Origin of the sequence: Silvibacterium bohemicum, from assembly GCF_001006305.1 — a bacterium.
Taxonomy (GTDB): domain Bacteria; phylum Acidobacteriota; class Terriglobia; order Terriglobales; family Acidobacteriaceae; genus Silvibacterium; species Silvibacterium bohemicum.
Genome location: NZ_LBHJ01000003.1, coordinates 430,833 through 443,365, shown reverse-complemented (window position 1 = coordinate 443,365; position 12,533 = coordinate 430,833). Strand labels below are relative to the sequence as shown.

Genomic DNA, 12,533 nt, shown 5'->3' with positions numbered 1-12,533 from the left:
ATCCACCACTACTCAACCACTGGAGACGCCAAGACCGCTTCCGTCCATTTTTTCTAGGAGAAGTATGCCTGCAATCGCCTTTCTCGAATGTTCCCGCTGCCACGCCCATGTCTCTGCAGAGACGCCGCAGACGCTCTGTCCGGTATGCCCCGATTCGCCGGCCGGAATTCTTTATGTCCGCTATGATTTCTCCGCGCTGGCAGGCACGCGTCCGGACGATGTCATCGCGCGAGACACGGCAGGCGTGCCCTGGTCCGGAATGTGGCGCTATCGATCGGTTCTGCCGGACGTGCCACCGGTAACCCTCGGCGAGGGTTGGACTCCGATGCTGCACAGCAAGCGATACGCGGGCGTGTGGCTGAAAGAAGAGGGCACAAATCCTACCGGCACATTCAAGGCGCGTGGATTGGGACTGGCCGTAACGCTGGCCCATCATTATGGCATCACCAAGATCGCGATCCCCTCGGCGGGCAATGCCGCCGGCGCACTTGCGGCTTACGCTGCGGCAGCGGGCATCGAAGCTCACATCTTCATGCCTGCCGATGTGCCCTTTGCAAACTATGTGGAAGCGATCGCCTACGGCGCCAAGGTAACACTGGTGAACGGGCTCATCTCCGACTGCGCGCGCATCGTGTCCGAGCGCAAAGAGCAGGAGGGATGGTTCGATATCTCGACCCTTAAAGAGCCCTTTCGCGTCGAGGGCAAGAAGACTATGGGCTACGAGCTTGTCGAGCAGCTGGGATGGCAATATCCCGATGCGGTCTTCTATCCCACCGGCGGCGGTGTCGGAATGATCGGGATGTGGAAGGCCTTCGAAGAGCTCGAAGAACTGGGATGGGTAAAGCCCGGCCGCCGTCCCCGCATGATCGCCGTACAGTCCACCGGCTGTGCTCCGGTCGCACGCGCCTTCGAGCAAGGCGCTTCAGTCAGCGAAGCATGGCGCGACGCCGCCACCTTTGCCTCCGGCCTTCGCGTGCCGAAGCCTTATGGCGACGCGATCATTCTCGACATAGTGCGCAAATCCGAAGGAACCGCACTGGCGCTGACCGACGAGCAGATCCTCGCTTCCATCTTGGATTGGGCGAGGAATGAAGGAATCTTCTTGTCACCCGAAGGCGCTGCAGCAACCGCGGCCTACGACCATTTGCTGCAAACCGGCTTCCTGAAGCCCGAGGACAAGGTTGTCCTTTTCAATACCGGCGCAGGATTGAAATACACCGACGTCACTGCAGAGGCAATGAAGCTCTCGCGGCCCACAGCCGAGCCCGCGATGAAATAAAAATGTGCGACCTTACGTTGAGAATGGCTCGCAGAATCTATTGAACCTGCGAGCCATTCTCCTCAAGCGGCGAATTATTGTGTCTGATATCCGATATTCGAAATGTTACAGTGGCTCCGGTGACTATTGATGTCCGCGATTAAAAAGCTAAGCCTTCCCCAGAACCTCACGGCGCTCGCCTATGACAGCATCAAGCGCTACATTATGGAAGGCGATCTGGATGAAGACGCACGGCTGACCGAGGAATTTCTCTCGAACCGGCTGGGAATCAGCAAATCCCCGGTTCGCGAAGCGCTGAACAGCCTGCAGGCCGAGGGACTCATTCGCATCGAGCCCCGGCGCGGTGCGTTTCTCCGCCGCTTTTCAGCCAAGGAGATCAAAGACCTCTATGGTCTCCGCGAAGAGCTGGAGGCGTACGCCGTGGGAGTCGCCGATCTGACTCCACAACTGATCGCCGAGCTCCACACGAGCATTGAGCATACAAGATCACTGGTGAAGGCTAAGAACAGGATCGGCCACATCGAAGAGGACACTCACTTCCACCAGACGATCGCCAAAGCCAGCGGCAACGCCGAGCTCTGCCGCGTGCTCAGCAACATACATAACCAGATATGGCTATGCCGCTGCAAGAGCTACAGCCTCTCTTCTTCGACCGCGGTGCAAGCTCACCTTAAGATTCTGGAAGCCTTTCAAAAAAACGATCGCGCCGCCGCTCAATCCCACATGCGGATGCACATTGCCCTGGTTCGAGAGCGCCTGATCGAGTTCGTTACGCAGAAAGACGAAGCGGTCGACGAAAACGGCGCCAGTCACGGCTCATCCCGTGAGATCGATGGACTGGCATCTACCGCGGCGGATTGAAAGAGACCTTGAATAGGGTCTTCCCTTCTGAGTTTTCTTGCCCGAAAGCCGCTCGCGGAAACGACGCGCACCGCTTGGCATACCTAGCGTCTTGGCGATGAATTCACCCCAAAACACGCACACCACGGAGAGCACAGAGGAGTCAGAGATATTCACCAGATATCTCCCACAGACGCGGAGCTCACTCGCAAAAACTTCCGTGCTCTCCGCGTCCTCCGCGGTGAATGCCTTTCTCTTCCCCAAAGACCCGCCCGTTTCAGCGCCGCTTGATTTTGAAACATCCCCGGATATATTCGAGGGTTCGATGGATCGAGCTCTCGACGCCCTTTGCGCTGAGACGAATCGAAGGGATCTCGGAAATGGCCTGAGCGGTCATCCCGGACTGAAAATACATCCAGAAAATAGCTCGATCGCGATGGACGGTCGCCGAGTTTGGCGGGGCCTGCAGCAAGCGGTCAATCTGATCCAGCTGAATCTCCGCCTCAATTCTGGTCGCCCCATCCTCGACCAAGGCGTTTTCCATCAGGAAATGATCAGGGTCGTCTATCTGCTGGTAATCTCTGCCTCGTTTTTTGGCAGTCTTCGCCCGCAGATAGTCGTGGGTCACGTTTGCTGCGATTACGCGCAGCATAAATTCCACCGAATCGGGTCGTTTCTTCAAGAGTCCGCGAAGAAGGGTGTATTCGTTGGCGCAGAGCAGGAAGTAAGTTTCCTGTAACAGGTCGTCGATGACCGTCGGCGAGTACATTCCCCAGCGCCGCATGACTCGAACGATCATCAAGGCAATCGGCCGCTGAAAGCGCCGTATGAATTCTTCCCAGGCCCGCGAATCATTGTTGCAGCACTGCTCAACCAGTTCAGCCGCAGTGAGTATCTGATAGCTCATTCGTATCCGTTCCCAACAACAGGTGCCCATCGTGACAAAAGAACAATGCTTTCGAACGACGGAGAAATCCAAGACACCAACGCACAATACTGAAGCAAAATCTTCAGATTGGCAAAGGAATTCGCATCGTTCTTACGTATTAACCGGATCGGATCAGGCAGAAGAAATGGCGATTGGTTCGTGGATAACGGCAAGATAGGTAGGCCCGAATAAATACACGCTGTCTCATATGTAATTCATTGCTTCATGCGTCAGCATGAAACCGGCGTCAATGGAGGATATCGCCGGCGAAATCGCTGATACCGTTGCTTTAATAAGGCAGATTCTAACTGCAGATAGCCACAAATAAACAATCATCGACAACCTGTCCAAAAATACATCTCGCCTTAACCCCCGGTCATATCTCAAATCGAGATGCCCGGTCATGGCAGTTTGAAATTTCACATCAACGGCAGCCGCGGTTGCCCTGTCAGGCATTGCGAGTTCCGGCAGAGCGAAATCTTCGAGATGATAGTAGATATATCTCAGCTCCTTTGTCGAGTCGTTCCGACAAAGTCCCTTTTGAAGACAGGCGGCGATCTTAGATTAAAAGATTTTAGGCGCAGTGAGGATTTCGGGTGAGGGGGAAGCCCCGCTTTGGCATCGGGTCGCACAGATCACTTCGAGAGGATTTCCAGCGTATGAAATACACCTCTGCGACGCGGGTAGAAACAATTTCTATCTGGAATCTTTCTTCACCGCCGCCCACCGTCTCCGCTGCGCGTCCGCAATACGTTTGCGCGCGTCCGGGCTCAAGTTCCTCTTCACCCTCGTTGCTGTTAATGTCACAGGCTTCCTTCCTGGCATCCCTGAGCTACCGTTGCTGCCGGCTAAGAGAGCCCGAGCCTTCATCAAGCGCGATATCTCCTCGTCAATTGCTGCAATTAACATTTTCATTTTTTATCTCCTCATAAGCACCGCCAAAGATTACCAAAGGCCATAGGTACTTTTGCAACAAATCAATAGGAACCTAACTAAAGTTTCCTGGACGGTAAGCTGACGAAAGTTGTAGCAGGCTGGAACACGGATACTAAGTCGAAAATCCAGGATTGCCTCGCCACAGATGCGGGAAGTTACCTTCTAGATATCATTTCCCTTTCGGTCGAGTCCGATAGTACCCGCCTCGATAGCGAATGCGCCTGGGACCTAATCGGAAGTAACGGAGCTCAAATAAGTGCAGCTATGTGAAATCTGACGGTGAGCGCCGCCTGGGCCCTCGTTTGCGGTGAACTTGTCGAGTGAGGCCGCTCCCGCCGTGTGATATCAGCCCCATGCGGCGAACTACACGATGACCCCATAGTTGCAGGCCTCGCTTTAGCGGCCATGCACTAATCTGCATGAGTGAAGGCGCGGGAATGATCTCGGCCCTTCAAAGTACGCCAGCTTAGCCGATGGAAGCTTCGTTTTGGATCCTACTTGGGAAGGTTCCGATAATATCTTTTGATTTACGTGGCTTAGTAGTCTAGGATGATAAGCACCTTTGCCGAAAGAGCCTATCATGCCCGCAATGCTATTCCCCATACTCGTACTTCTTTTGTTAGGCGTATTGGTAGGCGTTGCGTTGCGGGCGAGGAAGATCCACGCCCGCCGGGAAGAAGCAAGCTGGGATCAGTTGCTGTCACGCCTTACCCCACTGGGGAAGGTCGGTATCCACGAAGTGGCCTCTGCTTTTCTGACTCCGACCAGCCAGGAATTGGACCCACGGCAAGATAGCGGACGCCTCGAGTCGCGAGATATCTGGGACTTCGTCGGCGGCATCGAAGGTCTCAAGAGGATGAGGCAAAACGCGGACGTTCTCATCGAACTTGCCTACTATGTCCGTCGCTGGAATCCCGAAGCTGCGGCAGTAGCCGAGCAGCTTCGGCTGGACGCGAAGGAAATCAAAACCGCGCTTACCAAACTCGCCCGGGAAGAGCGCCGGGGCAAGCTGGCGACCTGGTTTCCCATCCACGCCACCCGGGCTACTGCTGCGTATTATCTGATGACGCAAAGAGTCTTCGCACTTTACGAAATCAGCAACGCAGGCCTGCTCGTTCAGCTAAAATCCGTCATGTAGCCTCGCCATTCCTCCGGCAAGGTACGCGCTGCTGGCACTCTCACACGATTTCTGTGTGAGAGGTGCGGCTGATCATGATTCGACGCGAGACGACCTCCGCCTCGTACGCCTCCTAGTCGAGAGCTTCTCCTGCCAGTGGTTCGTATCAGGGCAAGACTTCAGTCATGCCATTCCGACGCCGCGAACGACCGGGTTTTAGTCCCGGAATAGAGTCACCGCTGGCAGCCGTGAATCATTGATGAAACGGCTTCGCGGGGCCGGAAATATTTGCCCTTGCGAGAATCAACTTCGCTCCGCACAAAAAAATAAATGGCGGGCCTCGACTTAGGTTTTCGATAAGATCGCCGGCCGGGTTATCGTCTCCGCAGTTATTTTCGCCTCTTTTTAGATATCCGCCATTCTGCGGCAATCGCGTGTCGCATCCGACACTCCCCCTAGAATGGAGTGGCAATAAATCCGAGACGATATCTTTCGCTTTTGCTCCGCGAAATAAGAAAAACACACGGTCTATCTTGTCTTTCTGCCCGGTTACGCCACGACATTGAAGAGATGCACAGAAAATTGATCGATGTTTTGTAGTTTCCTTTTCAGCGCAACTCTGCGCTCAAAGGATAAACTCTATGTCGAAACAAATTGCCCGCAATCTGATGCTTGCTGCAAGCCTTCTATCGTTGTTTTCAACCGCCGCTATGGCATCCTCAAGTCAGTCTCAGGCCACCCCGAGTTCCGGCACCGTCGTGAGCGCCTCGGGACCAACCGGAACGGATCCTGAACCGACCGAGCCGCACGCCGTCGAGATCATTCTCTCCATTTTGCTTATCGCATAGAATGTCCCTATGCGGATCGCCAAGCGGCCGCCTGGCGGAGGGTTTGGATGCACCTGAACGGACTGGACCTTCTGTTCTGGGCGGCTGGTCTTGCGGGCCACATCGCACTTCTCTTTGTCTTGTTACAAAAAAGATATGCCCGGACTTACCCCATATTCACGGCATTAATCGGCGCCAATGTTATCCGCACGATCGCACTGTATGTGATTCTTCATTTCGGAACGAAGAGCCAATATTACTTCGCATATTGGTGGCTCGAAATACTGGACACGGCATTGCAGCTGGGGGTGGTCTATGAGGTGACATCTCATATATTTCGCCCCCGCGGCACGTGGGCTCGCGATGTGCGGGGAAATCTCGGCTGGCTGATCTGCCTGAGTTTGGTGACAGCCGCCGGGCTTACCTGGCTGGCCAGCCCGCCGACGCGATTCTGGATGCAAACGGTGGTGATCAAGGGAGACTTCTTCTCCTCGGTCTGCCTGAGCGAGCTCTTCGTAGGCATGCTGGCTCTTTCCGTGGCAGCGGCCCTTCCCTGGAAGACGCCGGCGGTAAAGATTTCTTTAGGCCTGGGAGTGTATTCGACGGTCGAGGTCATCATCGAGGCCGCACACGGCTATTTTGGAATCGGTCGCGACAATCAGGTTTACGTACATTTATCCCACCTTCGTATGGCGGTTTATCTGTGCTGCGTGTGCTATTGGATCGTGTCCTTGTGGCAAGAGGAGCCCGCTCTGCAACGGGTGACGAGCGATATGCACTCGCAGATGGCGGAATTACAGCAGGAAGCAAGCCGCAGCCTGCAGAAGCTCCGGTAAGAGATACCGCGGGAAGTTCGGCAGATTCGCTGCAGAAAGTCGGCTTCTGTCACTGACCGAGCGGCTCTTCAACCAGGCGCATCGATACAGCGACGACGCGGCCTACGATCTCGACCTCTTTCTTGTATCGCCAGCGTTGACTGGTGGCGTGAGACAGCGGGTGTGGAATCAGTGTGAGCCATACGGAGTCCTTATCGAGCTCCGACCAGCCGCATACGTATCCATCGCGGGTCAGAAGCAGGTAGATAGGGCGATCGAACTCGTGCGTCCAACTCCGGCGTGCGGCGATGGCGCGCTGCTGCGTATGGACCTGCAGAATCGAGCCGGCTCGAATCATGGGATCGAGGGTGCGATCGCGACGCCCCAGGATCGCCCGCCGGTAGGGGCTCTGCGTTGCGCCCACGGGCCGGGGAAGCAGCGTCGTCTCCTCGGGGGTCGGATCGGTGGTAAAGCTGTCCGGCAGCAGATAGCGGGCTGCGTTTTCCAGAGGCCCTTCGCCCAGCAGCTGGGTGGTGTTCGGCCCATTCAGGCGGTTATTCCTTAAGACGGCGCCATTGCGCGGATGGCAAAATTTGAGCAAGGCATCGTGGGGGAGGTTATAGAGCGCGGCCAGCACAAACAGCTTGGACGCCGTGAGTTCATGGTCTTCACGCTCCAGCCGCGCCAGCCAGCTTGCAGAGATCTGGTACGCCTGGTCGCCCCATTCCTGTGCGAGTTGCCCGCTCTGCTCTTCGACCTCCCGAAGGGACAGCCCCCACTCGGTGCGAATCGCGCGAAGTCTTGCTCCCATACGGTCCACGAAATAACCTCCAGGGACGCGAGGCCATCGCGTCTCGCAGAAAATGTTGGGGAAGTGTGTTGGCGACTTAAGACTCAATATCGCATGAGGGGCTGGAATGACAGCGGCATGTTTTGATGGAATATTTCAAAATGGCGCAGGCATCGACAGGATGAGCGGTCGAAATACGTAACCGTGGTCCACGGTTGCGCCTTATCTTCACCCGTCTGCAGGAATTCCGCTGCCACTCATACCCTGCCGTTCACATCCCTGCAGCTCACACCTTGGTTTACTGCATAACCGATCTCTCCGTCAAAGCCTCGCGATGGCCTCATCAACCTGCGGCTATCGCCTTGACCCCGATTTCCTCATCGATCGCAGTTACCATAAACAAAGATCCATGGCCGACTTAAAATCTCTCCCTCCTGAAATTCTTCTTCATATTGCCCAGACTCTTAACCTTCCCATGCGCGGCCTGGTCGCCGTAATCGAGCTGCTCGATGACGGCGGGACTGTCCCGTTCATCGCGCGCTACCGCAAGGAAGTGACCGGCAATCTGGACGAGGTCCAGATTCGCGACATCGAGGAAAAGCTGGGCTACTTCCGCGAGCTGGAAGATCGCCGCGCCACCATCCTGTCCTCGATTACCGAGCAGGGCAAGCTGACCAATGAGCTGAAAGCGCGCATTGAAGCGGCCCTCGACAAGAGTGAGCTGGAAGACCTCTACCTGCCATATCGTCCCAAGCGGCGCACCAAGGCGACCATCGCGCGAGAAAAAGGGCTCGAACCTTTGGCGGATTACCTTTGGTCTCAGCAGACCGCTTCCGAGCCCCTGGAGACTTTCGCTGCCAGCTTCGTGAATGCCGAACTGGGAGTCGCCACCGTGGAAGAGGCGCTCGAAGGCGCGCGGCACATCGTTGCCGAGCGGATCAGCGAAGACGCCGACCTGCGCAAAGCGCTGCGCCAGCTTACGTTCGACGAGGGCGTCGTCATCAGCCGTAAGGTTATGGACGCGGTCGATGAGCAGGAAAAATTCAAGATGTATTACGAGTACCGGGAGCCGGTGAAGTCGATTCCCTCCCATCGCATGCTGGCCATCCGGCGCGGCGAAAGCGAAAACATACTCTACTTCCTCCTCGAGCTAGAAGCCGAGCGGCCTCTTGGCGTGATACGCCGGCATATCCTGCGCGCGCAGGGCGATTGGACACCCCAGCTCGAGCTGGCCATCGCAGATTCCTGGCAGCGCCTGTTGAATTCATCCATTCAAGGCGAGGTTCGCTTCGAACTCAAAAAACGATCGGATACGGAAGCGATCCAGGTCTTTCGCGACAATCTCTATAACCTCCTGCTGGCCGCACCCGCAGGCCCCATCGCGGTCCTGGGCATCGATCCCGGCCTGCGCACCGGATGCAAGATCGCGGTCGTCGATGAAACCGGCAAGCTCCTGGCTCACGACGTGATTTATCTGCACACCTCGAAGCATGGAACCGCTGAAGCGGCGAAAAAGGTTGAAGCTTTACTTCAACAACACAGCATCCGCGCCATTGCCATCGGCAACGGAACCGCATCGCGCGAAACGGATGCCTTCGTTCGCGACTTCCTGCGCGAAAAAAATATTCAGGACATCTTTTCCGTGACCGTCAGCGAATCGGGCGCGAGCGTCTACTCGGCTTCGGATATCGCGCGGCAGGAGTTCCCCGATCTCGACCTCACCGTTCGCGGAGCCATCTCCATCGCTCGCCGTCTGCAGGACCCGCTCTCCGAGCTGGTCAAGGTCGATCCTAAATCCATCGGTGTCGGCCAATACCAGCACGATGTCGATCAGCGTCAACTGCAGGAGTCGCTGGAGAGCGTCATTGAGAGCTGCGTGAACCGCGTCGGCGTGGACCTGAACACCTCGTCCTGGACCCTGATGCGATATATCGCAGGTATAACGGAGCGCACCGCGCTCAACATCGTGAGCTACCGCAACCAGAACGGACGCTTCCGCTCCCGCACACAGGTATTGGAGGTATCCGGCATCGGTCCGAAGATCTTCGAGCAGGCGGCCGGCTTTCTCCGCATTCGCAATGGCGACAACCCGCTCGACATGACCGCCGTCCACCCCGAGTCTTATCTGGTGGTGGAACAGATCGCCGAGTCGCTGCAGGCTCCTGTCGAGGAAATTATCCGCAACCCTTCGCTTCTGGAGAAGCTCGACAAGAAGCAGCTCTCCGCGGGCTCATACACGGTAAACGACATCCTCGAGGAGCTCCGCAAGCCGGGACGCGATCCGCGCGACACCTTCGTCGCGCCCAGCTTTCACGAGCAGGTGCGCGAGCTCTCCGATGTGCAGGCTGGTATGGTGCTCGAAGGCGTGGTCACCAATGTCACGAAGTTCGGCGCGTTCGTCGACGTGGGCGTGCACCAGGATGGCCTGGTCCACATCAGCGAGCTGTCCAATCGCTTCATCAAGGAGCCATCGGAGGCGGTGAAGACCGGCCAGATCGTCAAGGTGAAAGTGCTGAGCGCCGATACCAAGACCAAGCGCATCGCTCTCTCCATCAAAGCGCTGCTCGAACCTTCCCCGCGTCCTGTGAAAGCGAATAGTAAACCCGCTCAGAAACCGGCGGCTGTATCCGCTACAAAACCGGCTCCTGCTGCTGCTCCAAAGCCCGCGCCTGCGCCGAAACCGGCGCAGACGATGAATGACAAGCTTTCCGCGCTATCGATGAAATGGAAGGTTCGATAGCGCCGAACGCGGCCCTTGTCTGCTCGATCAAAAATTCCTGCGGCCACCGTTGCGCTTAGAGTTCTAACTTGGCGCAAACCGACGGCATAAAGAAAAAGGCCAAGGCGTCGATCGCCTTGGCCTTTGCTCTCTGCAGCGAGGCTGCTGTTTAGTAGTTGGAGAAAGTAAACAGGCTGAAGAGATCATCGATGGCAGGGCTGTTGACCGGCACATAAGGATTGCCGGGCGCAGCGATGGGGTTGGGGAAGTTGTCACGGCTGCGGGTTGTGACCGTCTCCAGGCCCCAGTTCCGCTCGATAAACTTCAGGATCGAGACGTGGTCAGCATACTCGTGCGAGATGTGACCGGCCTTGGTGTAGGGAGAAACCACGATCAGCGGAATACGCGTACCGTCGCCGAAGAAATCGAGCGGCTGTACATATCCGGAGTCATAGTAGCCGCCGCCTTCATCCTCGGTGATGAAGATCGCCGTGTCCTTCCACAGCTTGGGATTCTTCTTCACTTCATCCACGATTTTCTTGGTGAAGCCTTCGAAGAGATCCAGCTTGGAAGAGTTCGGGTGGCCATCGACCAGTCCGCTGGGCTTGATGATCGAGACGGCCGGCAGCGTTCCGTTCTTGATGTCTTCGTACAGGTTGGCGGTGTCCTGGATATGCGCAGTGCGGACCGAGGCATTGGCCATGATCGAGGTGTCGTACTGGAAGGGGTTGCAGATGTTGCAGTATTCATCCGTCTTGCTCCCGATCGCGCCATAGTTCAGCTGATACGGATCGGGCACGTAATTGTTCCACTGGTCGCCGTAGTACTTCCAGGAGATGTTCGCCGCGATCAGCGAGTCGCCGATGCTGCGAGTGGACGATGGCGGGATGGTGAAGACGGTGTTGTTGGAGCTGGTATCGGTGAAGGCGTTGTTGCCGTTGCCGAAGTATCCAGGGTTGTAGTTGTTCAGCAGGTAGTAGTGGCCCTTCTCGCAGCGGGGCGAGATCGGCGTGGGCAGGGACTTGAGGTAGTTCACGATCGGCGCAACGCCGGGCTGCTTATCGTCAGAGCAGTCGCTGTAGGAGCCGCCGCCGTAAGCCGGCGATCCGAAGGAACCGCCACCGTAGCCGTCGTCGGTGTACCAGTTATTGGTGTGCGGAGCAGGATTCGGGTTCTCGACTTCATCCAGAACCGTGGCCGAGCTGGTTGCAACATCATGAGGAGGAACTTCGGCATGACCCTTGCCGTCGCTGAACCAGATCGCGTCGCCGTGACCGAACATGATGTGGTTGGCGCCGGTGCCACCGTTCACGGACTGGTGGAAGTTGTCGCTCATCGCGTACTCATCGGCCAGGCTCTTGAAGTAAGGAGCATCGCCGTTCTGGACGTTGTAGAAGCCCAGTGCGCTCGAGCCCTCACCGGTGGTTACAGCGCCAGCCGAGTATTCGGTGCTGAAGGTCGCCGGCTGCTTGATGCCGTTCGCGCCCGCGCCTACCGTTGTTTCCACCCAGGAGAACAGACCCGCATTGCAGCCCGAGGGGTTCTTATTGGTGGCCTTGGCGGCATCGCAATTCAGCTGCTGCCACATCTGGTAGAAGCGATGCACCGGGCTCTGCGCATAGTCGTTATAGGTGAAGGTGTCGCCATTCGTCAGCTGGAACGGACCAGGGCGAAGATCGCTCACGTTCTTGATGCGGGCATCAGGCGTTCCCGAAGTCTGCCCGGTGCCCCCGGTGACCAGATACGCATAGTAATCGGCGGGAAGGCCATTCTCCGACTGCTGGGCGAGGGTCAGGCTGTCGTCCTTAATATAGGAGTCCTGCGGACCACCCACCAGCGGGGCGGGCAGCACGTCTCCGGGGAAAGTGGTCTTGGCGGGGCTGAGCAGGAAAGCATCGGGCGCCTCGTCGTAAGCGGCAGTCTGCTCGGCCTTGTCGAAGTTCTTGCCGGGTGTTCCGTCAGCATTGATGATGCCTTCGGAAAGAAGGTTCCAGACGCTTTCACCTTTCTTCGGGACATAAGTGGCGAAGACGTGATCGAAGCTCCGGTTTTCGCCAATGATGACAATTACGTGCTTGATGGGAGTGGCGGTGTCGTTATCGCGGGATTTGGGCTGAGATTGCGCCTCGAGAAAAGAATTGCCAACTGCGAACTGGAACACGGCGGCCGCTATAAGTCCGGCGCGTACAGTACGCAAAACTGAAGATACGACTTGCGTGGGGGTCATACTTCCTCCTGTGCTGAAGGCGTTTGCCTTCAACGCAGCGAGGATAGAGTTCCAA

10 protein-coding genes, 1 tRNA gene and 1 pseudogene are annotated in these 12,533 nt (G+C 56.8%); 7 read left to right on the top strand and 5 right to left on the bottom strand.

Going from position 1 to position 12,533, the window contains the following annotated elements:
• The first annotated feature begins 64 nt into the window (after positions 1–64).
• Both XX99_RS07470 and XX99_RS07465 read left to right on the top strand, forming a co-directional pair.
• Positions 65–1,279 carry a threonine synthase gene (locus XX99_RS07470; protein ID WP_050058753.1) on the top strand — a complete coding sequence of 405 codons (1,215 nt, stop codon included), beginning with the start codon at positions 65–67 and terminating at the stop codon, positions 1,277–1,279.
• A 129-nt stretch (positions 1,280–1,408) separates the two neighbouring features.
• On the top strand, positions 1,409–2,140 hold the full coding sequence (locus tag XX99_RS07465) for a GntR family transcriptional regulator (RefSeq protein ID WP_082125345.1): 732 nt from the start codon (positions 1,409–1,411) through the stop codon (positions 2,138–2,140).
• 256 nt (positions 2,141–2,396) lie between these two features.
• On the opposite strand, the gene XX99_RS07460 is transcribed toward XX99_RS07465, so the two are convergent.
• Together XX99_RS07460 and XX99_RS07455 are read right to left on the bottom strand one after the other, a co-directional pair.
• Entirely contained in the window at positions 2,397–3,026 is a 630-nt protein-coding gene (locus XX99_RS07460; RefSeq protein ID WP_050058752.1) for an RNA polymerase sigma factor, read from the bottom strand.
• 225 nt (positions 3,027–3,251) lie between these two features.
• A complete protein-coding gene (locus XX99_RS07455) occupies positions 3,252–3,503 on the bottom strand; it encodes a hypothetical protein (RefSeq protein WP_050058751.1) in 252 nt (83 codons plus the stop codon).
• A 1,060-nt stretch (positions 3,504–4,563) separates the two neighbouring features.
• Between XX99_RS07455 and XX99_RS07445 the strand changes: the two genes are divergently transcribed.
• The 3 genes from XX99_RS07445 (at position 4,564) to XX99_RS07435 (ending at position 6,763) form a co-directional block, all read left to right on the top strand.
• Positions 4,564–5,121 (top strand): hypothetical protein, encoded by a 558-nt coding sequence (locus XX99_RS07445; protein WP_050058749.1) that lies wholly within the window; start codon positions 4,564–4,566, stop codon positions 5,119–5,121.
• A gap of 620 nt (positions 5,122–5,741) precedes the next feature.
• Positions 5,742–5,948 carry a hypothetical protein gene (locus tag XX99_RS07440; protein ID WP_050058748.1) on the top strand — a complete coding sequence of 69 codons (207 nt, stop codon included), beginning with the start codon at positions 5,742–5,744 and terminating at the stop codon, positions 5,946–5,948.
• A gap of 47 nt (positions 5,949–5,995) precedes the next feature.
• Positions 5,996–6,763, top strand: a complete 768-nt coding sequence (locus XX99_RS07435; RefSeq protein WP_050058747.1) for a hypothetical protein — start codon at positions 5,996–5,998, stop codon at positions 6,761–6,763.
• Between the two features lie 49 nt (positions 6,764–6,812).
• Here XX99_RS07435 and XX99_RS07430 read toward each other — a convergent pair whose 3' ends face one another.
• Positions 6,813–7,553 (bottom strand): helix-turn-helix domain-containing protein, encoded by a 741-nt coding sequence (locus tag XX99_RS07430; RefSeq protein ID WP_221302396.1) that lies wholly within the window; start codon positions 7,551–7,553, stop codon positions 6,813–6,815.
• A gap of 313 nt (positions 7,554–7,866) precedes the next feature.
• On the opposite strand from XX99_RS07430, the pseudogene XX99_RS28575 reads away from it, so the two are divergent.
• A pseudogene (locus XX99_RS28575) lies at positions 7,867–8,178 on the top strand (Tex-like N-terminal domain-containing protein); the annotation flags it as partial.
• A gap of 130 nt (positions 8,179–8,308) precedes the next feature.
• Here the strand turns inward: XX99_RS28575 and XX99_RS27115 are convergent.
• Positions 8,309–8,387, bottom strand: a tRNA-OTHER gene (locus XX99_RS27115).
• Between XX99_RS27115 and XX99_RS07425 the strand changes: the two genes are divergently transcribed.
• The gene (locus tag XX99_RS07425) at positions 8,374–10,272 is read left to right on the top strand and encodes a helix-hairpin-helix domain-containing protein (RefSeq protein WP_446444260.1); all 1,899 of its coding nucleotides are present in this window, start codon (positions 8,374–8,376) and stop codon (positions 10,270–10,272) included. The two genes, XX99_RS27115 and XX99_RS07425, sit on opposite strands and share 14 nt — an antisense overlap.
• A gap of 148 nt (positions 10,273–10,420) precedes the next feature.
• Here the strand turns inward: XX99_RS07425 and XX99_RS07420 are convergent, their stop codons facing one another.
• Complete coding sequence (locus tag XX99_RS07420; RefSeq protein WP_050058745.1) at positions 10,421–12,478, bottom strand: alkaline phosphatase family protein; 2,058 nt, start codon at positions 12,476–12,478, stop codon at positions 10,421–10,423.
• Between the last annotated feature and the right edge of the window lie 55 nt (positions 12,479–12,533).

Bases quoted from the DNA above. Each gene is read 5' to 3' on its own strand.
- XX99_RS07470 (WP_050058753.1), top strand. From the start codon at position 65: ATGCCTGCAATCGCCTTTCTCGAATGTTCCCGCTGCCACGCCCATGTC.
- XX99_RS07465 (WP_082125345.1), top strand. From the start codon at position 1,409: ATGTCCGCGATTAAAAAGCTAAGCCTTCCCCAGAACCTCACGGCGCTC.
- XX99_RS07460 (WP_050058752.1), bottom strand. From the start codon at position 3,026: ATGAGCTATCAGATACTCACTGCGGCTGAACTGGTTGAGCAGTGCTGC.
- XX99_RS07455 (WP_050058751.1), bottom strand. From the start codon at position 3,503: ATGCCTGACAGGGCAACCGCGGCTGCCGTTGATGTGAAATTTCAAACT.
- XX99_RS07445 (WP_050058749.1), top strand. From the start codon at position 4,564: ATGCCCGCAATGCTATTCCCCATACTCGTACTTCTTTTGTTAGGCGTA.
- XX99_RS07440 (WP_050058748.1), top strand. From the start codon at position 5,742: ATGTCGAAACAAATTGCCCGCAATCTGATGCTTGCTGCAAGCCTTCTA.
- XX99_RS07435 (WP_050058747.1), top strand. From the start codon at position 5,996: ATGCACCTGAACGGACTGGACCTTCTGTTCTGGGCGGCTGGTCTTGCG.
- XX99_RS07430 (WP_221302396.1), bottom strand. From the start codon at position 7,553: ATGGGAGCAAGACTTCGCGCGATTCGCACCGAGTGGGGGCTGTCCCTT.
- XX99_RS07420 (WP_050058745.1), bottom strand. From the start codon at position 12,478: ATGACCCCCACGCAAGTCGTATCTTCAGTTTTGCGTACTGTACGCGCC.